At 41.5% G+C, this 21,695-nt stretch carries 15 protein-coding genes and 1 tRNA gene; 8 read left to right on the top strand and 8 right to left on the bottom strand.

Going from position 1 to position 21,695, the window contains the following annotated elements:
- Positions 1-185 precede the first annotated feature (185 nt).
- The 4 genes from MCT08_RS10625 (at position 186) to MCT08_RS10610 (ending at position 5,989) form a co-directional block, all read left to right on the top strand.
- A complete protein-coding gene (locus tag MCT08_RS10625; protein ID WP_053310150.1) occupies positions 186-467 on the top strand; it encodes a YcgL domain-containing protein in 282 nt (93 codons plus the stop codon).
- Between the two features lie 23 nt (positions 468-490).
- Positions 491-1,465, top strand: a complete 975-nt coding sequence (locus tag MCT08_RS10620; protein ID WP_274678386.1) for a lytic murein transglycosylase — start codon at positions 491-493, stop codon at positions 1,463-1,465.
- A 211-nt stretch (positions 1,466-1,676) separates the two neighbouring features.
- Complete coding sequence (locus tag MCT08_RS10615; RefSeq protein WP_274678385.1) at positions 1,677-2,819, top strand: GGDEF domain-containing protein; 1,143 nt, start codon at positions 1,677-1,679, stop codon at positions 2,817-2,819.
- A 125-nt stretch (positions 2,820-2,944) separates the two neighbouring features.
- On the top strand, positions 2,945-5,989 hold the full coding sequence (locus MCT08_RS10610) for a hypothetical protein (protein WP_274678384.1): 3,045 nt from the start codon (positions 2,945-2,947) through the stop codon (positions 5,987-5,989).
- A gap of 48 nt (positions 5,990-6,037) precedes the next feature.
- Here MCT08_RS10610 and folD read toward each other — a convergent pair whose 3' ends face one another.
- Entirely contained in the window at positions 6,038-6,901 is an 864-nt protein-coding gene (gene folD / locus MCT08_RS10605; RefSeq protein ID WP_171980327.1) for a bifunctional methylenetetrahydrofolate dehydrogenase/methenyltetrahydrofolate cyclohydrolase FolD, read from the bottom strand.
- 201 nt (positions 6,902-7,102) lie between these two features.
- On the opposite strand from folD, the gene MCT08_RS10600 reads away from it, so the two are divergent.
- Positions 7,103-7,179: transfer RNA gene (locus tag MCT08_RS10600), tRNA-Arg, on the top strand.
- A 93-nt stretch (positions 7,180-7,272) separates the two neighbouring features.
- On the top strand, positions 7,273-7,491 hold the full coding sequence (locus tag MCT08_RS10595; protein WP_168786467.1) for a hypothetical protein: 219 nt from the start codon (positions 7,273-7,275) through the stop codon (positions 7,489-7,491).
- A gap of 52 nt (positions 7,492-7,543) precedes the next feature.
- Here MCT08_RS10595 and MCT08_RS10590 read toward each other — a convergent pair whose 3' ends face one another.
- The 6 genes from MCT08_RS10590 to MCT08_RS10565 form a co-directional block, all read right to left on the bottom strand.
- Positions 7,544-8,305, bottom strand: a complete 762-nt coding sequence (locus MCT08_RS10590; protein WP_274678383.1) for a hypothetical protein — start codon at positions 8,303-8,305, stop codon at positions 7,544-7,546.
- 99 nt (positions 8,306-8,404) lie between these two features.
- On the bottom strand, positions 8,405-8,998 hold the full coding sequence (locus MCT08_RS10585; protein ID WP_261926670.1) for a hypothetical protein: 594 nt from the start codon (positions 8,996-8,998) through the stop codon (positions 8,405-8,407).
- Between the two features lie 146 nt (positions 8,999-9,144).
- Entirely contained in the window at positions 9,145-12,180 is a 3,036-nt protein-coding gene (locus MCT08_RS10580; protein ID WP_274678382.1) for an EAL domain-containing protein, read from the bottom strand.
- A gap of 57 nt (positions 12,181-12,237) precedes the next feature.
- The gene (locus tag MCT08_RS10575) at positions 12,238-14,019 is read right to left on the bottom strand and encodes an alpha-amylase family protein (RefSeq protein WP_274673316.1); all 1,782 of its coding nucleotides are present in this window, start codon (positions 14,017-14,019) and stop codon (positions 12,238-12,240) included.
- A 210-nt stretch (positions 14,020-14,229) separates the two neighbouring features.
- Positions 14,230-15,468, bottom strand: coding sequence for a DEAD/DEAH box helicase (locus MCT08_RS10570; RefSeq protein ID WP_053310143.1), 1,239 nt, complete (start codon positions 15,466-15,468; stop codon positions 14,230-14,232).
- 184 nt (positions 15,469-15,652) lie between these two features.
- The gene (locus MCT08_RS10565) at positions 15,653-17,191 is read right to left on the bottom strand and encodes a bifunctional GNAT family N-acetyltransferase/carbon-nitrogen hydrolase family protein (RefSeq protein WP_053310142.1); all 1,539 of its coding nucleotides are present in this window, start codon (positions 17,189-17,191) and stop codon (positions 15,653-15,655) included.
- 272 nt (positions 17,192-17,463) lie between these two features.
- On the opposite strand from MCT08_RS10565, the gene MCT08_RS10560 reads away from it, so the two are divergent.
- On the top strand, positions 17,464-18,237 hold the full coding sequence (locus MCT08_RS10560; RefSeq protein ID WP_274678381.1) for a hypothetical protein: 774 nt from the start codon (positions 17,464-17,466) through the stop codon (positions 18,235-18,237).
- A gap of 165 nt (positions 18,238-18,402) precedes the next feature.
- Here MCT08_RS10560 and MCT08_RS10555 read toward each other — a convergent pair whose 3' ends face one another.
- Positions 18,403-19,770: an L-serine ammonia-lyase gene (locus MCT08_RS10555; RefSeq protein WP_172531953.1), complete on the bottom strand. Its 1,368-nt coding sequence runs from the start codon at positions 19,768-19,770 to the stop codon at positions 18,403-18,405.
- A 373-nt stretch (positions 19,771-20,143) separates the two neighbouring features.
- Between MCT08_RS10555 and MCT08_RS10550 the strand changes: the two genes are divergently transcribed.
- Positions 20,144-21,613, top strand: a complete 1,470-nt coding sequence (locus MCT08_RS10550) for a protein adenylyltransferase SelO (RefSeq protein WP_261915664.1) — start codon at positions 20,144-20,146, stop codon at positions 21,611-21,613.
- Positions 21,614-21,695: the final 82 nt, after the last annotated feature.

Genomic DNA, 21,695 nt, shown 5'->3' with positions numbered 1-21,695 from the left:
TCAATAACTAATGGCTTCACTAGAAAGGGCGTTGCCTGAAACTAGGGTTGTCATGTTATATTTACTCACTTAGCTCAGCAAGTTATCTACTGCCAAATGTTTGTATTAATCTCAAATTTGGCGAAAATTTAACGTTTATCACTTAATCTGCTTAAAAAGCCGATTTATTACAAGAAAGGGTTGTCATGCTTTGTTCTATCTACAAAGGCTCAAAAAAAGAAGGTACCTATCTTTATATTCCGAAAAAAGACGATTTTTCACAGGTCCCTGACACGCTGATGCAGATGTTCGGTAAACCTACTTTGGTTATGGTAGTGAAATTAGAAGGACGGACACTTGCTCAGGTCAACATTGAGAAAGTGAAAGAGTCTTTGGAAAATGAAGGTTATTTCTTACAGTTACCACCGCCACCAGAAAATTTACTTGAAAACTACAAACAGCAAAAAGCTCAGCAACAAGGCCGTTAGGTTTTTAGCTCAAGGAGGGCGATTTGAGAAAATTATTGTCAGTCGTATTAGGTTTGAGTCTTACTGCGCCGTTAATGGCGAATGAAGTCAGTTTCGAACAGTATGTTGAAAGCTTAAAACAGCAAGCGCGCAGTGAAGGGATCTCAGAGCAAATTTTAAGCGATGCTTTCAAAGATGTTGCTTACAAGCCGCGTGCGGTCAAAGCGGATCGCAATCAGCCAGAAAAAAAATTGACGCTGGACGAATATATTCCCCGTGCAGTGCCAGACTGGAAAGTAAACCAAGCCAAAGCCTTGTATGAAAAGCACTATGATCAACTTAGCCGTATTGGCAAACTGTATGGTGTACAGCCTCGTTTTATCGTGGCGCTATGGGGAGTGGAAAGTAATTTCGGTGCATTGACGGGGGGTTATAGTGTTATTGATGCTTTAACGACCATGGCTTATGACGGTAGAAGAGAGGCATTTTTTCGTAAAGAGACGATGGCTGCACTGCAGATTCTACAGCAAGGTCATATCAGTGCTGACGACATGAAAGGGTCATGGGCAGGTGCAATGGGCCAATGTCAATTTATGCCTAGTTCATTTTTGGCCTTCGCTTCTGATGGCAATGGTGATGGCAAAAAAGATATTTGGGGCACTAAAGAAGATGTGTTTGCTTCAACGGCCAATTACTTAAGCCAATCAGGTTGGGATGATAAATACACTTGGGGCCGCCAAGTAAAAATCCCGAAGGGATTTGACCATGAGCTAGAAGGACGTCAATCAGAAAAAGGCAAATTCCTGCAAGAGTGGTCCAAGCTAGGCGTTACTCGTTATGATGGCCGCCCGTTGCCAACGCTAACAGACGATATTCAAGCTTGGTTGATCATGCCAGACGATGAAGCTGGTCGAGTCTATTTGGTATATAACAATTACAATGTGTTGATGAAGTGGAATCGTTCGTATTATTTTGCTCTTGCCGTTAGCCATTTAGCAGACCGCATCGCCGGTTTTTAGTTGCAGTTGAATTCATTACTCAACCAGTGTGATGAATTCAACTCATTGCTTAAAAATTTATAATTTTGTGAATAGTGCTGTGGTGGTTTACTTTTGTTTTGGTTACTATCATTTTTGTTATTTTGAACTGAAATCACATTTTTTGTTGTATTTAGCGGTCGAAATCACTTGCTAGCAACGGCTGGTGGTAGAACTTTACAGAGGAATCTCGGTGGCGCATGATGTTCACAGTTTTGTAGCGGATAAACTATCTGAAGTGGTTCTAACAAAACATCACCGGCAACGGATGATGGTTTTTGCTTTGACGCTATTTGGTATAGTGTTTCTTGGTGTTTTTTCTGGCTATTGTTTTTATAAAGGTCAAACGTTACTGGCAACGACCTTAGCGTTCTATACGGGTTTTGGCTTGCTGACGGTTTGGCTATTGACACGTTGGCGAACGGTTGGCTTGGTTTGCCTCTCTGCGATTATTTACTCTTTGAGCTTATACCTTGTCGTAACTGGTGGATATGAAGGTACAGGGGTTATGTGGGTATATCCGCTTGCCGCAATCGGAATATTTATTAATCAATTTAAGCATGGTTTACTTCTTTCCTTTCTATTTATTACTGGTGTTTTTATAACGCTCGCTTTCCAATTGTCGATCTACGAGTATTCTCATGTGATGAGTATCCGCTTGGTCATTACATTGATTGCATTAAGTGGAATGTGCCATATTTTGATTTATTTTCAGTCTCAAATGGATGACTACATACTTAAAATGCATGAGGAAGGTATTCATGAACTCGCTTATATTGATTCACTGACCAAGTTAGCTAACCGTTCTAGTTTCAACTCGGTACTTTATCATTCCATGCAGTTAACTCGTCACTACCAAAGCGCAATTGTTTATATCGATTTAGATAATTTTAAGAACATTAATGATCGCTATGGTCATAATTATGGCGACATCGTCCTAGCTGAATTTGGCTTAAAGTTGAAAGCTATTGCCGAGCAATATCTACAACAAAGCTTAGGTGCATATGATGTTGCTCGCATCGGTGGCGATGAATTTGCTATTTATGCGAAAGAGTATGCCAGCGAGCAGGATGTCGTGAACATGGCAAATGAGATCATTGCGCTATTTTCTAGCCAGCAGCTCTCTTCACTAAAAAAAGTAGTGAACGATGTTGGAGCAAGTATTGGTATTGCATTCGTTGACACGGAAAAGATGGACTTGAGTGATAGCCTGACGATTGCAGACAGGGCTATGTATCAAGCCAAAAAGGCAGGCAAAGGTAAAGTTTGCGTTGCAGAAGTTGGTTCGGAAATAAAGAGGAGTTACTGCACTAATCCATCAGAAAATGAATGGTAATGTTCCCCCCATTTTTTTGTCTATTGTTGTTGTTAATTAGAGCAGAAAGTAGAAGTTTCTCTTCATGTTTTTAGATGTTGATACTGGTTATTATTGGCCAAAATATCATCTACAGAGAGACTTATATGTTAATGCCAAGCGTAAATCGATTAGGATTAGTTTTGGCGATAGGGATATCGTTGGCTGCATGCGGGGGAGGTGAAGGGGATTCATCTTCGAATGTAGTTACGACACCAAAGAGTGTTACACCACCAACCAGCATTCCCTCTTTGGAAAGCGAAAAAGATCGTATTGATATTGTGGTAAATGATATCACTTTATTATCGTCATCTAGCTATGCTGGATATAGTTTTAGCCCAACTGTTTTTAATCAAATGGGTGAGGTTAGCTATACGAGTGATCCAGCTGATATTGTTGTCGATAATGGCGATGGAAGCTTAATGGTACTAAAACCAGGTTCGGTTACCGTTACGGCTACGGACACACTTAATGGTTACAAAACTGCAAAAGATATATTTAATGTCACAATTGAAAAGTGGGATAATTCGAGTTTAAAGGCTGACTCCTTAACACTTAATACACTTGGTGATAATAATACGCGCAAGTTAAATGTTAGAGGATTCAAAGGCGAACTCAACTTTACGGTTCAACCTAAGTATGACCATATTATTAGTGTGGATCATAAAGGAAATGTCACTGCTAATGGATTTGCAGGAACAGCTATTGTAACTATCACCGACTCTGGAAATAGTAGTTATAAATCTACTAGTGTAATGGCTAAGATTATAGTAACGGCTGTGTCAGCGGATACATTAAGTTATGAGAATTTTGAACAAGAATATAGTGATGGCTTATTTATTCAAGCAAATAAAATTACCGGGGCTCCAATAAAAAGTCAGAATTATTCCGTTTGGGATGGTCAGGATGTTTTAAACATCAATCCTGCTACTGGAGAAATGGAAATACTAAAAGCTGGTGAGGCAATAATTCAGGCAAATGTCGAATATCAGCCGGGGTATAGTACTAGTAGAGAAAGCGCTACATTTACAGTGAAGATAAATAAAGCTGAAGCACCTTATTCTCTAAAGCTAGATAAGCAATCTGTAGTGTTTGAGGAAGAAAAGCGTCTTCAGCCAAGCTTCAATGGTAGTCCTGAATCTGTAAGCTATTCTATCGCTGATGGTCAAGATGTATTGAGTATAGACCCGTCTACTCATTTTCCTCAAATTAATAATACAGGAACTATTGATGTTACGGTAACTGTTCCAGAAAATGATAGATATAAAAAATATCAAGGCGTTATCTCATATGATGTAATCAAAGCTCCCCACCCTGGATTGAGAAATGATTTTATTAAGTCAGAATATCATGAAGATTTGTCTTTACCTTTTCATCTGGTTGGCCAAAAAGGTAATTTATCTATTATATCGAGTGAGCCATCAGGAATAACTTTACGTGATGAACAATTAAAAATACCCAGTGTTGGTAATTATGTTTTAAGTATATCTGATGATGGTGGACGTAATTACCAACCTGCTGCTAATAATGCAACTGTAATAGTTGAAATAAGCCAAGGTGTTCAACCACAGCTAGAAGAGTTAAAACCGATTACTGTGGTATATGATAATGACTTACTAATTGATTTATATAAGTACTATGGAATTGCTACTAACAGTGATCTGGAAATTATTAACATAAGTAATAAAGAAGTAGTAACTACAACTGATGCACATATTCTGAAAGTTATTAATTCTGGTACCACAGTGGTTACAGTCAGAAAACCTGAAAGCTCTAATTTTCAAGCATCAAATATACGTGACATTGTGATTACCGTTCAACCAGTTAAATCATCATTAACTTTAAGCCCTCAATCGGTTGTTTCAGCATCTTTGGACCAGAAAATTCTTCCTGCCCCAGTCATTATCGGAGCAAATGGGCAACTCTCTTATTCGTTAAATTCTAATTCAGCGATAGATGTTATTAAGGTAAATAGCGATGGGAGTATGGATATATTAAATGCAGGTGTTGCTATAGTTAGAGTCGTCGATTCAGGTCGTGGTGGTTTCTCCGAAAGTGAAATGACATTTAATGTCATGGTTACTCAAGCGGATAATCCAATCAAATTTAGTTATCCATCGATTGAATATCAAGATAATTTGACATTGTCTCCTAATATTTCTCAGCCGATTGGTTCTAACGAGATAATTACAACTAATTATAAATTGCTTAGCTCAAATAATAACAATGTAGAGGTTAACAAAAGCACTGGTGAACTTACTATCAAGGGGGCAGGAGATTACAATATAGAAGTAACTTCAAGTTCTAGAAATTATAAGGAGTCAACCCAAATAATCAGCGGCAGTGTAAAGAAAGCGACCCACCCAGGAATTATCGCTAAAAATATTAGTGTCGATTTTTCACCGTTCAAAAAAATAAAACCAGATTTATCCTCAATACAATATGGAAAGAGAGTTTATCAAATCATTGGCGAGAATCTACAATATGCATCTATTGATGCAAATAGCGGTGAAGTCTCTCTTAATGATTATGATCCAACAACCCGTACTTTTCTGATCGGTGTTCATGAGGAGGAAAGTGATAATTATGCTTCCTCAGCGGCAGAAACATATTCAGTGAGAGTCAACCCTCCCAAAGGTGAAAATCAGACTTATGATGCTGTTTTTACATCAAACTCACAGACCAAAATTTTGATGAGCCAGCTAGGCACTAATAATACTCGAAACTTAATGGGCAGCAGGTTTAGTGTGTTAGGAGCACGTAGCGTTTACCCAATAGATCAAAAAATTCTCGTTGATGTGAGAAACTCCTCGACAGGAGAAATAGGACACGTATTTTTTTATCTCCATCGTTTTGATGGTTGCCCACAACAATCGATGATAATAGGTTGGGATGAAGTGAGTGCTTGTTCAAATGAAGCTAATTCTTATAGTGTGGCTTTAACATTTCAGCATGCAAGTAACAATATTAAGGAGAATGGAGAAAAGTGGCAGGCTGTTGGGCCAATTATTATCAACCGTTATGGAGACCAGAAATTTTATAGTGGTCCCGATGGTGGTGGTTATAGTGATACCGGAGTTTTTGGTAAAGGCTACTCTGAACCGAGTAATCTTTATTGGTGGGAGTTGGTTAACATTACTTTAGAGTTATGATCGTTTAAATGGTGACCGATAACCGGTCACCATCTTTATTACGGAAGATCAACTTACTTTAGTATGAAACTGTTCACACGCAAGCATCGTATTTTCTATCAGACTTGCCACCGTCATTGGGCCAACGCCACCAGGGACTGGTGTGATAAAGCTTGCTTTCGCCCTAGCGACATCGTACTCCACATCACCCACTAGTTTGCCTGATTCCAAGCGGTTAATGCCAACATCGACCACAATCGCACCGTCTTTCACCCAAGCACCTGGAATAAAGTTGGGTTTACCAACAGCAACAACCAAAACATCAGCTTGGCGTACATGGTGCTCTAAATCTTTAGTGAAGCGGTGGCATGTGGTTGTCGTACAGCCCGCAAGCAGTAATTCAAGTGTCATTGGGCGGCCAACAATATTGGAAGCGCCAACAATCACCGCGTGTTTACCGCGTAGTTGGATATTGTAGCGATCGAGCAGTGTGATAATGCCTTTTGGTGTGCATGAGCGCAGTTTAGGAATGCGTTGCGCTAAACGGCCTACATTGTATGGATGGAAACCATCCACATCTTTCTCAGGAATGATGCGCTCAAGTACATGAGTTGTGTCAATACCAGCCGGTAGTGGCAGTTGTACTAAGATGCCATCAATTTCTGGATCTTCATTAAGTTGATCGACTAACGTCAGTAACTCTTCTTCACTGGCGGTGGCAGGAAGGTCATAAGACTTCGATACAAAACCAACTTCTTCACACGCTCTACGCTTGCTGCCAACATAAACTTGCGATGCAGGATCTTCACCGACTAATACAACAGCAAGGCCTGGCGCGCGCAACCCTGCTTGAGTACGAGCTTTTACTCGTGCTGCGACTTCTGAGCGGACTGTTTGTGAAATAAGTGTTCCATCAATATTTTGAGCGGTCATGACTTTCCTTACACATTCGTAGCGAAAATTTTTGCGCGCATTGTCGCAGATATTTTGAATAACATCCACAGGCAAACGTTTGCTTTGTTTTGTTTTTCATCAGTATATTGCTGGGCGACTCTTTTTTAGGCATTTGAAACAAAATGTTAGAGAAAGCGATTGATTTACCGAGTTCAACTCGTATAATCCTTTCCCTGTAGCGCGCCCTTAGCTCAGCTGGATAGAGCACGTCCCTTCTAAGGATGTGGTCGTAGGTTCGAATCCTACAGGGCGTGCCATTTATTTAGAAAATCCCGATAATTCAATGAGTTGTCGGGATTTTTGCTTTTTAGCGTCACTGTCCCTTTTCATACCCTTGAGAGGACAGATACTTGATTTTTGATACCCACGTCACGCTTTCTCTGCATACACCTATCCCTGTACTGATAGAACAGTACTCAATTCAGAAAGCTCAATACTTCAAAAGCTACCTCTGCACTATCCAGTATCGCCTAAAGCGTTTAGCTGAATGGTTCTCAGATAGCTGTGTAAAAGACATTTCTCCAGAGCTTGTGCAAATTAACAGCCAGCCTCAGAACGTGGTCTGTTAAAAAAGAAAGCCTCACTAGGAGGCTTTCGTTGATACCAATTTTCGCTGATTACCTATACTAGATTTAGATAATGGCTGAATGATGCCCCACGGAAATTTTTTGGCAGTTCCTTTTTGAGATCTGATATCTCTTTATCGAGTTTATTAATTTCATTCTTAATTTTATCCCTGTCTTCACCCTTGGGCTTGGGTGTGTTATTCAACTCCTTTTTCAGCTCTTTGCGCAGTTCGACGAGGTTACTTAATAACGCGAATGAAACTGTTACATGTGCTAGCTTACTATCATGTGTAATGGCTGTAGTGTCAGCTTTTCGTGGGGTGATAGATGAAACTGGTATATATGCTGGCTTACTATCATGTGTAGTGGCAGCTCTTCGTGGGGTGATAGATGGTGCTGATGATGTTGAAGAGGTACTGATACTGCTCCCTTCTGGTGCGTTGCTACCAGTCGGTTTAGGGGTGCTGCTTCTAGCCGTGCCAGATCCCGCACGTGGAATAGTATAGGGTTCCATTGGCATCTTCCGTATATAGCCGCGAGGAGCTGCTCTATACGTTGTTTTCTTAGTAACCAGGTTATTGAAATCTCCTTGGAGTTTACGGATTTGATCAGCATTTTCATCCTCCTGCCTATACTTACCTATTTTTTTCATTAGCCCCTCGAGTTGTTGAAATTTTTTCTTTGTTTTACCTGAGAGAGGATGAACTCTACGGACGGGAAACTGATCTGATTGATTTAAATCTGCAATCAGAGACCCGGCTTTATCTATCTTTTTTTGGTTGATATTTCCAGTAGACGTACACGTAAATAATTTCATATTACTTCCTATTGAATGGTTAGAATTAGTCTTCGTTGAATAACGCCATTAGATTATTCCCCGTTTTCAAATTGTTATCACGAGACTAATTCTGAATAGTTAGGAATGCTCGCTTAGTGGTTGAGAGCTAATTTGTTCACTGAGCTTAAATAATAATGCACTGGCTTCCATATGTTGCGGATAGTTACTAAACAATTGGCGCGTTTCTTCGGTCATATCCAATAAATCGCTCGGCAGTTGCCACTGTAAGGCTGTGGTGTACAGCATGGCTTTGAGAGGTTTATAAACTTGTTGTTCATAAGCCTGCATTAATTGCTCTAAAAGACATTCACGCTCCGATTCAGTGCGAAGTGGTGATTTACTTTGATCAAGAAACTGACGGTAGATTTCACTATCAATCAGTATTTCCATCAGAGGAATGTTATCTTTTGCTCGTTCGTTGAGTTCATCTTTTATGATGCTTAGCCAATGTTCTTTGGTTAAATCACTAGCAACAACATCATCAAATTGGTTTCGTATTTTTGTTTCGATAGAAGCTTGTGCCTGCTTAAGAACGGAGCGAACAACTTGGAAAGGTAATTGGAACTCTCTACATAATTCAACGATAAGCGCATGAAAACCACCGCCAGGAAGATGGAGGCTGTGTTTGAAGGTGGCTATTGCATCGGTTTGTTCTGTTGTTAACTCGCACATGTCATCACCTTGTTGTCTGTTAAATATAAAAAATCAGCTCGATAGGTGAGTGACACTACCGAGCAATGATGCATGTTAATCTTTCATCCAGAGTTATGCGATAAAAAGGGTAGCAATCGCGTCTCATGGCTAATATTGATGCCCGTTCACTCTATTAGTAATTTCAGGGCCTCGTTCGAATATTGTTCTTGATATTTGATAGTAAATTTATCTAACGGAAGGGGTTTTGAATAATAGTAACCTTGTAGTAGATCGACGCCTAATGAAGACAATTGTTTTACATGCTCTTTGGTCTCTACACCCTCAGCAACGACTCGATAACCTAAACTTTGTCCCATTAAAATCATTGAAGATACAAATTCCAGGTTGGATTGATCTAATGTCATGTCGAGTATAAAACTGCGGTCTATTTTAACTTCCGACAGTGGCAAGTTTTTTAGCAGTGATAGTGATGAAAAACCGGTCCCAAAATCATCTAATGAGATAGAAATACCTGCATCACTGAGTTTTTTTAACGAACGTAACGATTGATCATAATCCGTGAATGCGGCGGTTTCTGTAATTTCTAAACAAAATAACGATGCAGGTAATTGGTAGCCATTAATGGTGTTGATGATTAAGTTAGCAAAATCTGGCTGGGTGAGTTGGCGAGCACTGATGTTTATTGATATCTGATTGAGTCCCTGCAACAGTTTTGAATGACTTATATCTTCACAGACTTTGGTAAATATTTGTTTGCCTAGTTTTTCAATCAACCCAGATATTTCAGCAACTGGAATAAATTTGCTAGGAGGTATCTGCCCATTGATCGGGCAAGACCAACGCGCTAAGACTTCAGTAGCAACGATTTTCCCACTTTTGTTACATACTTGCGGTTGGTAGTAAATATCGATTTTATTGTCATCAATTGCTTTCGATAGCCGTTGTTCCAGAGCAATAAATTTACTCGATTCCTTATGCATATCAGGGCTGAATCTGAGGTACTTTCCACCACCTTGTTGCTTAGCTCGGTACATAGCAATATCTGCATTTTTGATCAGTTCCTCGGTAGATGAAGCATCGGAGGGATAAATTGCCATCCCTAAACTTCCTTGGCTACTGACTTTTATTTGACTGTAAAGCATTGGCTTTTCAATACTACGCAGTATTTTTTGGGCCATTTCATTGGCTTGTTCTACATTTGCAATAGAGCAAAATAGCAGAAACTCATCTCCTCCAAGCCTTGCTATGGTGTGCTTTGAACCAAGAACTTGGGTTATCTCTCTGGCAACATGACAAAGTAATGCATCGCCGACATGGTGGCCGAATGAATCGTTGACCATTTTAAAACGGTTTAAGTCCATGAGCATTACAGCTTTAAGCTGTGTTGGCTTATTGTCGATGTGAGCGGTAATTTCTTCGATAGCTTTACGTCGATTTGCAACTCCAGTCAATGAGTCAAAATAAGCCATATGATGAATTTTAGCCGCTGACTCTCTTTGCTCTGTTATGTCGGTCATCGATCCAATAAAGCGCACGGCCTTGCCATTTGAGTCGCGTACTGCTGAACCATTCGCCTGTACCCAAATGTAACTATCATCAAACTTACGCATTCGAAATTGGGTTTTAAAGGGCGTGTTGTTTAGGAAATGTGACTGTATTTGTTTTTCTAACTCTTCCAAATCTTCAGTGTGAATATGTTCAAACAGTTGGTCACAATCAAAATGCTTTGTCTCTAGGTCATCATCCATTCCTAACATTTTGATGAGGCGACTATTCCAATGAAGAGTATTGGTTTTTAAGTCCCAATCCCAAATGCCGTCATTGGAACTGTTTGATACGACTTTTAACTGTTGGAGTAGTTGTTGTGCATTTTTTTGACGCAATTGGCTTGTTTTTAATAATTCATCTCGTTCGATGAATAAGGACAACATATCGAGGTAATTGTTAAACATAGCTTGAGAAGCAACGCAATCTTCACCTTGTAATGAATCAACGATGGCCAGTAATCGCCAATGGCTTTTTTGTCCGGTTGAAATTGGGATGATGGTTGCCATGAAGTGTTCGTCAGAATTGATCTGTGGAAAGGCACTCAAACCGTAACTGTCGCTTTCTGCCTTTAACGTTATTTGTGGTTTGATATAACCGCGTTCTGCCCAATCCGTTACTTCGAGTTGTCCTGAGTGATAGGTAGCCATGCAGGCCCAATCAAATCCAGAACCATATAACCCGTGAGTATCGAGTATTGAATTAAAGCCATTTTTAGCTTGTGCATAGAAACTTTCAAATAGTTCTGCTGGAGATAGACCTCGAACATTGGTTAGAGCGTGTCTTATTGATCCTTGCGTTTCATTCGTTCTGTTGTTGGTATTGGTGTTTCCACAGGATTCTCTAACCACCAATTTTTGTGATATGTGATGAATCTCATGTTGAAATGGATCACCAGCAATTCGTTGGAGGGCGCGCTGGAATGCTTGATTAGCCAAAGATTCAAGCTGTTGATCGACAGTGGTTAGCTGAGGATGAGTTTGTTTACCCAAAAAGATGTTATCGACGCCAACGATGGCAACTTGCTCTGGAACTTTCCAGCCTAAATGTTGCAATTGTTCAATCATACCAATCGCATTTTGATCGGTGGCACAGATCACGGCACTACAATCGGACTTTCTCTCAATGAAAGCTAACGCGGCCTCTCTTCCTCCGGATAAAGCACAATTATCGACGCAAAAAACGTGTTCAGACTGATAGATATGGTGATATTTACTTAACGAATCTTGATAAGCCTTAAAGCGTGAGCGTATATCATTGACCGATAAATCTCCGCAGAAGCCAATTTGGGTATGGCCATTGGTGTAAAGCCAATCATAAAGTGCTTCAATTCCAGCGCGTTGGGTGCTGCAAAATTGTTCGACAGGGAGTGGTGAATAACTGGCTGCTAATGAGATTACCGGAATATTTTTAGCTAATGCTTTTTTTACTAAGCGGTCGGAAGCACAATGAAGAACCACCAGTAATGCATCAAGGTGGTTTAAGCTAACGTCGAGGTCAAAATCTCGTTGCTCGCCAGAGCGAATGATGACTAAATTAGCGTTATTCTGCTTGGCGAGTTGACGGCAGGTTGCGCTCAACTCTCCCATATAGAACCCACTTAGCATTGGCATGATCACACCAATTGTTGGACGGCTTGTTTTATTTTTAGGCATATTAATAGTCGTCAGTGTTAATGTTATTTGTTGCTTACAGGGTAAGTTTATTACCCCCTAAATCAGTTCGATAAAATGCGTTGAAAGTGGTGAAAACTTAAGTGGTACGTAGGCTGTATCTTCTTTCTCATTCACTATCAATACCAGTGCTTGCTGGGTAAGGTGATCAAACAGTGGATATTCCCCCTCGCTTAATCCCCAATACTTAATCAATGCCATCGGAATACTTAGATGTAATGATTTCGAGTGAGTGTCACTGAAGTTCGCCGCCAGGATCAGTTTTTGAGTGGTATTCCCTCGAGCAAAAGCAAATAGGCTGTCTTGCAGAGGAGCAAAGTTGTCAACGTTTTGCGCATACAAATCATGATATTCGCCCATCAAGGCCGGGCTCTGTTTGGCTAAATTGAGCAATGTGCAATAAAAATCGCGAAGTTGCTTTTCACTATCAGTTAATTGGCCACCATCAAATAGGCCGTTGTTCATCCAGCGCTGATGACTTGGCACACCAATATAGTCGAAGATAGAAGTGCGAGATGGCTGACCAAAGCCTGCATGTTCGGCACCCGCTTCCCCGACTTCTTGTCCGAAATAAATCATGGTTGGCGCGGTCGATAAGCACGTTGAAATCAACATCGCGGGGATCGCTTTTTCAGCACTTCCTGCAAATTGTGGCGATGCTATACGCTGCTCATCGTGATTATCGAGAAAGTGCAGCATGTGATGTTCAATATCACGCAATTGATATTCAATGCGGCCAATCTCTTTGGTCGAACCATGACCTTGCATCACCGCTTTTAATGAATCGTAAAGGTCTACTTTATCGTAGAGATAATCCATCTTTCCTAGCTGAATATAATCTCGGTATAGCTCCGGTTGGTACACTTCGGCTAACAAAAATGCGTGTGGATTTTGTTGTTTAATCGCCGAGTTCATATAGCTCCAGAACTCAATAGGCACCATCTCTGCCATGTCGTAGCGAAAGCCATCGACGCCTTTATTGATCCAATACAGCGCAATATCGCGAAACTTGACCCATGAATCTGGCACGCTTTTATCTTGCCAGAATGCGGCATGCTCACGGTGAGACTTAAAGCGGTACTCTTCTGGTAACGACACAAAATCTTTGCGGCCGTCGGGTCTTATGCCGTAATTTACTTTGACGGTTTCGTACCAGTCATCCGCATTGGGTTTAGCAAGTCGTGAACCATTGCCTGTCCATTTTGCAGGATATTCATGGTATGGCGTTGCTAAATCAGGGTGCTTTTCGCCACCGAGTGGCAAAAGGGAAGTAGGTATATCAGGCAGTTCAAATGGCTGCTGTGGAATGTAATAGAAGTTGTTATCTCTTGCATATTCGACACTGGTGTCATCATTGGCTCCGAAATCATTTACACCAGCAGGGTTATTTAAGCCGCAATACTGCCTTGCAACATGATTAGGGACGATATCGATGATGACTTTCATACCCGCATTGTGCGTTCGGTGAATTAATGCTGCAAACTCTTCATTTCGCTGTTCAGGGTTATCGGCTAAATCTGGATTGACCGAATAGTAGTCTTTGACAGCATAGGGTGAGCCTGCACGGCCTTTGACCACACTTGGGTGATCGTTGTGAATGCCGTATTGAGTGTAGTTACGAACCAAAGCATGGTGGGGTACACCGGTATACCAAATATGGGTGATGCCCAACTTTTGAATTTCAGCCAGCGCTTGATGAGTAAAATCACTGAATTTACCCAAGCCATTTTGTTCGGCGCTGCCCCACGGAGTATTGACACTTTTTTTATTACCAAATAAGCGCGTGAATACTTGATAGATATTGTATTTATTAGTGGTCATAACGGTTGAACCTAAGCCATCACGTTTATATCAATATTGGATGAGTTTTAGGCTAGTTGAAGCGCAATGAGACAAAATCCTCCTTGATGCATTAATTGGGGGCGTAGATGGCAAGGAGTGAGCGGAAGTGTGATGCGGTTTAAATTATTTGGAACGCTAACTAGCATAGACCCCACTAACTGGTGAGGTCTATGGATAGAGAGCAAATGTTTACGAGCGTTTAGCTTGCTTAGGGCGAGAAGGGGGACGAGACGCATTGGAGCGGTCGTTATCACGCTTTTTCAAGTGGTAATTTAAAATCGAAATAGGTACGTCTTTTTTCGGGGTGAAGCCTTCAATCTCTTTGCGTACCAATAAATGTCCTAAGCGACTTTCAATCATACATAAGTTTTTAAAGTCATCTCTTGATACCAGTGAGATTGCTTCGCCTGTAGCACCTGCGCGACCAGTACGGCCGATACGGTGAATGTAGTTTTCAGCTGGGTAGGGTAGATCGTAATTGATAACACGCTCTAAGTTGTCGATATCAATCCCGCGAGCCGCGACGCCAGTCGCAATCAGAAATTGAAGTTTACCGGCTTTGAAATCGGCCAATAATTTTTCTCGAACTTCTTGGCTACGCCCGCTATGAAATGCTTCGGCGGTGATGCCGCGTTTTTCCAATTGACTGGCTAACTTGGCGGCGCCATGTTTGGTTTCAATGAAAATCATCGCCTGCTGCCATTGGTTTTCATTGATCAAATGGCTAAGCAGAGCGGATTTTTGATCTTTATCGACCGTGATGATCCACTGCTCAATTTGATTTGGTGTTTTGTTGTAGCCCGCAACATCAATTTCGATTGGGTTATTAATCGCTGATTTTGCCAGTTCGCGTACTGGGCGAGAGAGTGTTGCAGAAAACAGCAAGTTCTGACGATCAAGCGGTAGGCGATCAACAATTTTATTGATGTCTTCAATGAAGCCCATATCCAACATGCGGTCGGCTTCATCCATGACTAACACTTCCAGCTCGTCAAAATGGACGGCACGTTGTCCATACATATCAAGCAAGCGGCCTGGTGTGGCGATCAAAATATCCACACCTTCAATCAAGCGTTGTTTCTGTTTTTGAGAATCAACACCGCCGTACATTGCAAGCGACGTCAGTGAAAGATATTTCGCATATTGCGTAATGTTTTCTTCTACTTGCAGTGCTAACTCACGAGTTGGAGCAAGAATTAATGCACGTACGCGTTTGGCACGCTGTGTTTTTCCTTGGCTGAGCATTTGTAGAATAGGCAATACAAAACTGGCCGTTTTACCGGTACCGGTCTGCGCCGCCGCTATCACATTTTTACCCGTTAAAATGGCTGGAATCGCCTTTTCTTGGATGGGAGTGGGGGCGGAATAACCGAGTTCGGTAACGGCTTTTAAGATTGGATCGCTCAATCCAAGATTGGAGAATGGCATGCTGACTCTCAGAATTATGATAATTTGGTAGGATTAGCCCAACAAGGCTCAACCTGTGTCGATAAGAGCACATTCTAGCATGAAGTCAGCAAACGCGAACGAAGATCGCACATTTTAGCGATAGCTATTTTGTTGTTCATGAAAGGCAGTGATACCGCTTGAGTATCACTGCTGCTAGTCGAAGTTATTTAGCTGAACGTTTTTGAGTAAATCCGCCATATAGGTCTAAGCGTCGGTGGCGTAAGTTAGTGACGGAGCCTTCCATGTTAAGCTGCTTGAGTTTGTCTAAATCAACGTCTGCAAAAATGATCATTTCAGTGTTAGGGCTTGCCTCTGTGATCGTTGCATCGTGTGGGAAATAGATATCAGAAGGGGAGAAAACCGCCGACTGAGCATATTGAATGTCGACATTATCCACCCTTGGAAGGTTTCCAACACTGCCGCCAATAGCAACATAGCATTCGTTTTCGATGGCACGGGCTTGTGAGCATAAGCGTACGCGTTGGTAACCATTTTTGGTATCAGTCCAAAATGGCACGAAGATGATCTGCACATCTTGTTCTGCCATCATTCTGCCAAGTTCTGGAAACTCACTGTCGTAGCAAATCAAAATGCCGACACGTCCTGCATCGGTTTCAAAAACCTTCACCTTATCGCCACCATCAATCACCCAGTCTCTTTTTTCATGTGGAGTAATATGAATTTTATACTGCTCGTCTATCGAGCCATCTCGATGCAGTAAATAGGAGACATTATATAGTTGGTCATCTTTGATCACCGGCATACTGCCTGCAATAATGTTGATGTTGTAGGTGACTGCCAATTGTGAAAAATGCAGTTTTATTTCGTCGCTGAATGAAGCAAGAAAGCGTATTGCTTCAACTGAATTCTTATCATTTTGCAAACCCATTAACGGCGCATTGAAAAACTCTGGAAATAAGGCGAAATCGGCCTTGTAATTGGACAGTGATGACACAAAAAATTCAGATTGTTGCATCAAGTCTTCGACGCTTTCCATCGCGCGCATCTGCCATTGCACAATGCCTAAGCGAACAATAGTCTTTTCAATATCATGAACAGAAAAGATATCTTCTTCATAGAAGAAATTATCCCATTCTAATAATGTTGCGTAGCCTTGTGAGCTGTCGTCTTCCGGTAGGTAGTGACGCATAATACGTTTTACGTCGAAATCATTCGCTAATTGAAAAGATAAAATAGGGTCATGCAGCTCGCGTCTTTTGATTTTTTCTATATATTCAGCGACCTTCATTTCTTTGGCATGTTTAGCGTAACCTGGAATACGCCCACCAGCCAAAATTGCTTTCAAGTTATTGCTGCGACATAACTCTTTTCTTGCCTCGTAAAGACGTCTTCCTAAACGCAAACCTCGGTAATCTGGGTGAACAAACACATCCAAACCATAAAGTGCATCACCACTGGTTTTATGTTGAATCACATTATTTTCATTGATGATGTCGGTATAGACGTGCGGTAATGACATCCGGTTATAGTCAACTTTAATTGTTAATGCTGCGCCAACAATGCGCCCATCATCTTCAATACAAATTTGCCCGTCAGGAAACTGATGTACAAGGTCCATGATGGTCATTCGTGGCCATGATCCGCCAACGTCATGAAAAACCAGATCCATTAACGCCGCCAGTTCAGAATAATCACTCGTCTCTATGACTCTTAAGGTTAAGCGTGGGGTTGATTTTCTCATTGAATAAGTATCCTTTTTTTTATTTATCTGGATTGCTCGTTAGAAATCAACTGACTGATAGCCAGGAAGAAATAGCAACGAGTAATACGACATTTTCACTATCTCTTAACCTTTTGAAGATTACTAGCACAGCATCGTTAATTTTTTATCGAGATAAAAACAATATTGTTAACAACTACTGTGGGGAGTTAGATTCGCATCACAGAGCTTTTCGGATAAAAAATATCCATATCCGATATATTAACCCTACGGTTTTGTAAGGGAATTCATTCATGGAAGATCAACAGTTACCCGTCCAATATACGGTGGTCAGTGCGCTTAAACTAGTAAGAGCAAACTGGCTGACGCTGCTTTTTCTGTCTGCTCCTTTTTGTGTAGTGAATGGCTATTTTGTTTTAGGTTGGGCTGATATTTCACAGCCTCAAGTTATCTTTACACCATTGAATATACTGATTGGTTTACTTTATGTGGCGACAGCAGCAATGGCGGCCGTTCGGATTCACCGTTTGGCACTGTTAGATGAAAAGTCATGCAGTTTGGAGGCTATTTTTCATATCAGTATCCGTGAGTGGCGATTTGTGGGGTGGTGGTGTGTATTGGCGAGTGCGTTGTTTGGTGTGATGTTTATCCCTTTGTTTCTGGTCGGGTCACTTGCAAGTTCCATCGGTGCTGCACAGTGGGTGCTGCAGCTTATGACTTATGGTGTGATACTTCCTATTTGCTGGCTATTAGCACGTTGGTCACTGGTGTTACCTGCAACGGCTTTAGACCATCAACCAAGAGGGTTAACTATTGCGTGGCGCAGGTCGAAGCCACACAGTAAATCGCTGTTTATTTTGATTGGTGTGATCCCGACATTGATCAATATCGTGTTGCAACCATTATTTGCGTCCAATATTTTGATGATGACACTCTTAGCCTCTGCAATTTGGCTGTTTGTTTGTGCAGTTGAAATTTGTATTTTGTCATTGAGTTATCAATGGATCATTCAACGCGAAGCGGCAGAGCAGAAGCTAGAAAACCGCGTGCCAGAATTTAATGCTTAAAGCTTCACTGGTATATACCCAAACCACTTGCAGTTGCAGGTAGGCGGCAAGTGAGTTCATCCCCATTAGCATAGATACACTATGTGATTGGGGTGAGTGAACGTAGCCAACACCGCTGCAAATTCAAGTCGGAAGGGTATAAGGTTTATTTTTATCAGAGACCGTTTATTCACAGGGTGGAGCTAAATGAATAAGTGCCAACCCACCTAATGACGTTTCTCGATATTTTTTGTTCATGTCTTTACCAGTTTGAAACATAGTATCGATGACTTTATCTAAAGATATTAAACATTTACTGGTTCGTTTTAATGCCATTCGAGAGGCGTTTATCGCTTTCATTGCCCCCATGGCATTTCGCTCAATGCATGGCACTTGGACTAAACCACCAATCGGGTCACAGGTCATACCCAGAGAATGTTCCATCGCGATTTCTGCAGCAATGCATATTTGTTCGTTACTGCCGCCTCTCAGTGCGGTTAACCCTGCCGCAGCCATTGAGGAAGACACGCCAATTTCACCTTGACAACCCACTTCAGCGCCAGATATTGATGCATTGGTTTTGTACAAAATTCCAATCGCGCCAGCAACGGCTAGAAAATCTTTCAACTGTTTGGTGTCGAGTGGCTTAATGAAACGATGGTAGTACATTAACACCGCAGGAATAACGCCAGCGGCACCGTTAGTTGGTGATGTGACCACTTGTCCACCCGCTGCATTCTCTTCGCTTACTGCAAAAGCAAATAAATTAATCCAATCCATGATTTCCATTGGGTCATTCTCTATTGCCGCATTTGCTTCCAGCTTTTTTAATAGCGCAGGTGCTCGGCGAGTGACATGCAGCCCTCCTTCTAGTATTCCTTCTGTTTCTAAACCTCGTTGCATACACAGCGACATTACTTTCCAAATTTGGTCGGCTTTTTTATTGATCTCTTCAACGCTTTGAAAGGCAAGTTCATTGCGTAGCACTAAACCACCTAAACTGAGCCCATTTTTTTCAGCTTTGAATAGGAGCTCGTCGGCAGAGGAGAAAGAGAATTCGACGTCTACTGTCGGTTGACTGCTGCCATGTTGCAGCTCTTGCGCTGTGGCAACAAATCCGCCTCCGACTGAATAATAGGTTTCAAAGGCAAGCTGCTGCCCTTGTTTACCAAAGGCTGTAATAGTCATGCCATTTTCGTGCAGTGGCAGGTTGGTCGATTGGAAAATAAGGTCGGTTTGAACGTCAAAAGCGATATTGTGAGAGCCTGCTAAGTTGAGTATTCCCTCTTCGAAAGCAACGGCTAGTGATTGCTTGGCACTGGTTATTTTGATGGTGTCGGGCTTATTGCCCAGTAAACCAAGAACGACCGCTCGGTCGGTATGGTGGCCCTTACCGGTTAACGATAAAGACCCATAAAGATCAACTTGTACTCGCTTTACTTCAGAAAGATCAGCAATAAGGCGTGTGAATTGATAACCGGCGATCATCGGACCGTTGGTGTGTGAACTTGAAGGGCCGACGCCAATTTTAAAAATCTCAAAAATGGATAACATGGCAATACCTACGATAAAGAGAGTGACTGTTAGCAATAGTAGCGTTTTTCGTTAGTGAAAGAGAGAGAAGATTGAATGCTTTGTAACAAAAATTTAATATCTTAACCAGTTGAGTAAATATCAAAAATTCATCATATTGTAATCACGATGTAATAATTAGTGAGGGTAACATGCAGCATCAAGAAATGATCCAACCTGCTTTTCTCGGGGTGATAGGTAAAACCAGTCTTTTTTCGTTCGTTATCGTTATGGGTATATTTGCCTTTATCTAAATAGAGCCAACTAGGGTTGGGTTACACTCATATACCCTAGCAACTTGGTCGGGTATTTGTTAACGTGCGAGTGTCATAGCATTGTAAATAAAGGACTTCGCATGTCGATTTGGGATGAGGTAAAGCTACACAATCGTTACGGTCAGTTACCCACCGCTTTTTATTCTAAGGTTGATCCTACGCCATTAAAAAATGTGCGTTGGGTGGCTTGGAATAAACAGCTAGCTTCGTTTTTGTCTTTACCAGAGTCGGCTAACGATGAGTTATTAGTCAGTTTATCGGGTCAAGCACTCCCTTCTCAATTTAAACCGCTTGCCATGAAATATGCTGGCCACCAGTTTGGAGTGTACAACCCTGAACTGGGTGACGGGCGCGGTTTACTGCTTGCTGAAATTGAAAGTCACTCAGGGGAGGTTTTTGATCTCCATCTTAAAGGAGCAGGGTTAACACCTTATTCTCGAATGGGCGATGGCCGAGCAGTGCTGCGTTCAACCATTCGTGAATATTTGTGTAGTGAGGCAATGGCAGGTTTAGGAATTGCCACCACCCGAGCACTAGCTATGATGAGCAGTGATACGCCAGTTTATAGAGAACAACAAGAACAAGGTGCTCTGTTGGTGAGAGTGGCACAAAGCCATATCCGCTTTGGTCATTTTGAGCATTTCTTTTATACCAACCAACTTACGCAGCAAAAGTTACTCGCCGATAAAGTGATCGAGTGGCACTACCCAGACTGCCTCGCTGAAGAAAAACCTTATGCCGTTATGTTTAACCGCATTGTGGAGCGCACAGCCAAGATGATTGCCGATTGGCAAGCGGTCGGCTTTGCTCATGGTGTGATGAATACCGACAATATGTCGATTCTTGGTCAAACTTTTGATTATGGCCCTTTTGCATTTTTAGATGATTACGAGCCCAGTTTTATTAGTAACCATTCTGACTATCAGGGGCGTTATGCGTTTGATCAGCAGCCTAGAATTGCCTTGTGGAATTTGTCGGCGTTAGCACATGCGCTTTCTCCATTGGTTGAGCGTGCTGATCTTGAAGCCGCTCTTTCACAGTTTGAAAGACAACTTGGGCGTTATTTTAGCCAGCACATGCGCCATAAACTTGGCTTACTGACACAACAAACCGGCGATTCTGCTTTGTTTGAGCATATGTTCGAGCTGCTAACTAAAAACCATACCGATTACACACGATTTTTTAGGCAATTATCTAACCTAGATACTCAAGGATCTCAAGCGGTTATTGATCTATTCCTTGACAGGGGGGAGGCCAAAATTTGGCTCGATCACTATCTAGAACGTTGTCATTTAGAAACGGATCGGTTTGGAAATTTGACCTCGCTTGAGGCGCGCTGTGAAGCAATGCGAAAAGTGAACCCTAAGTATGTTTTACGTAATTACCTTGCTCAGCAAGCTATCGATAAAGCGCAACAGGGTGATTATCAAGAAGTGCAACGTTTGGCACAACTACTGGCTCACCCTTTTGATGAGCAACCTGAAAACGATCACTATGCGCAACTTCCACCACAATGGGGGAAAAAATTAACGATCAGCTGTTCCTCATAACCATTCCAATTTGTGATCTTCATCCAGTTTGAATTCAAATTTTACATAAATATCAATAATCAAAAAAACGGTCGATCGATAC

The sequence above is a fragment of the Vibrio aestuarianus genome, from assembly GCF_028858425.1.
Taxonomy (GTDB): Bacteria; Pseudomonadota; Gammaproteobacteria; order Enterobacterales; family Vibrionaceae; genus Vibrio; species Vibrio aestuarianus.
The sequence above is the reverse complement of the archived record's forward strand: the minus strand, read 5'-3'. Positions and strand labels throughout refer to the sequence as shown.

What these genes read in the sequence shown, in the direction of transcription:
- folD (WP_171980327.1), bottom strand. Translation starts at nt 6,901, where the DNA reads ATGACCGCTCAAAATATTGATGGAACACTTATTTCACAAACAGTCCGC.
- MCT08_RS10550 (WP_261915664.1), top strand. Translation starts at nt 20,144, where the DNA reads ATGTCGATTTGGGATGAGGTAAAGCTACACAATCGTTACGGTCAGTTA.
- MCT08_RS10585 (WP_261926670.1), bottom strand. Translation starts at nt 8,998, where the DNA reads ATGTGCGAGTTAACAACAGAACAAACCGATGCAATAGCCACCTTCAAA.
- MCT08_RS10555 (WP_172531953.1), bottom strand. Translation starts at nt 19,770, where the DNA reads ATGTTATCCATTTTTGAGATTTTTAAAATTGGCGTCGGCCCTTCAAGT.
- MCT08_RS10560 (WP_274678381.1), top strand. Translation starts at nt 17,464, where the DNA reads ATGGAAGATCAACAGTTACCCGTCCAATATACGGTGGTCAGTGCGCTT.
- MCT08_RS10590 (WP_274678383.1), bottom strand. Translation starts at nt 8,305, where the DNA reads ATGAAATTATTTACGTGTACGTCTACTGGAAATATCAACCAAAAAAAG.
- MCT08_RS10580 (WP_274678382.1), bottom strand. Translation starts at nt 12,180, where the DNA reads ATGCCTAAAAATAAAACAAGCCGTCCAACAATTGGTGTGATCATGCCA.
- MCT08_RS10570 (WP_053310143.1), bottom strand. Translation starts at nt 15,468, where the DNA reads ATGCCATTCTCCAATCTTGGATTGAGCGATCCAATCTTAAAAGCCGTT.
- MCT08_RS10575 (WP_274673316.1), bottom strand. Translation starts at nt 14,019, where the DNA reads ATGACCACTAATAAATACAATATCTATCAAGTATTCACGCGCTTATTT.
- MCT08_RS10565 (WP_053310142.1), bottom strand. Translation starts at nt 17,191, where the DNA reads ATGAGAAAATCAACCCCACGCTTAACCTTAAGAGTCATAGAGACGAGT.
- MCT08_RS10610 (WP_274678384.1), top strand. Translation starts at nt 2,945, where the DNA reads ATGTTAATGCCAAGCGTAAATCGATTAGGATTAGTTTTGGCGATAGGG.
- MCT08_RS10625 (WP_053310150.1), top strand. Translation starts at nt 186, where the DNA reads ATGCTTTGTTCTATCTACAAAGGCTCAAAAAAAGAAGGTACCTATCTT.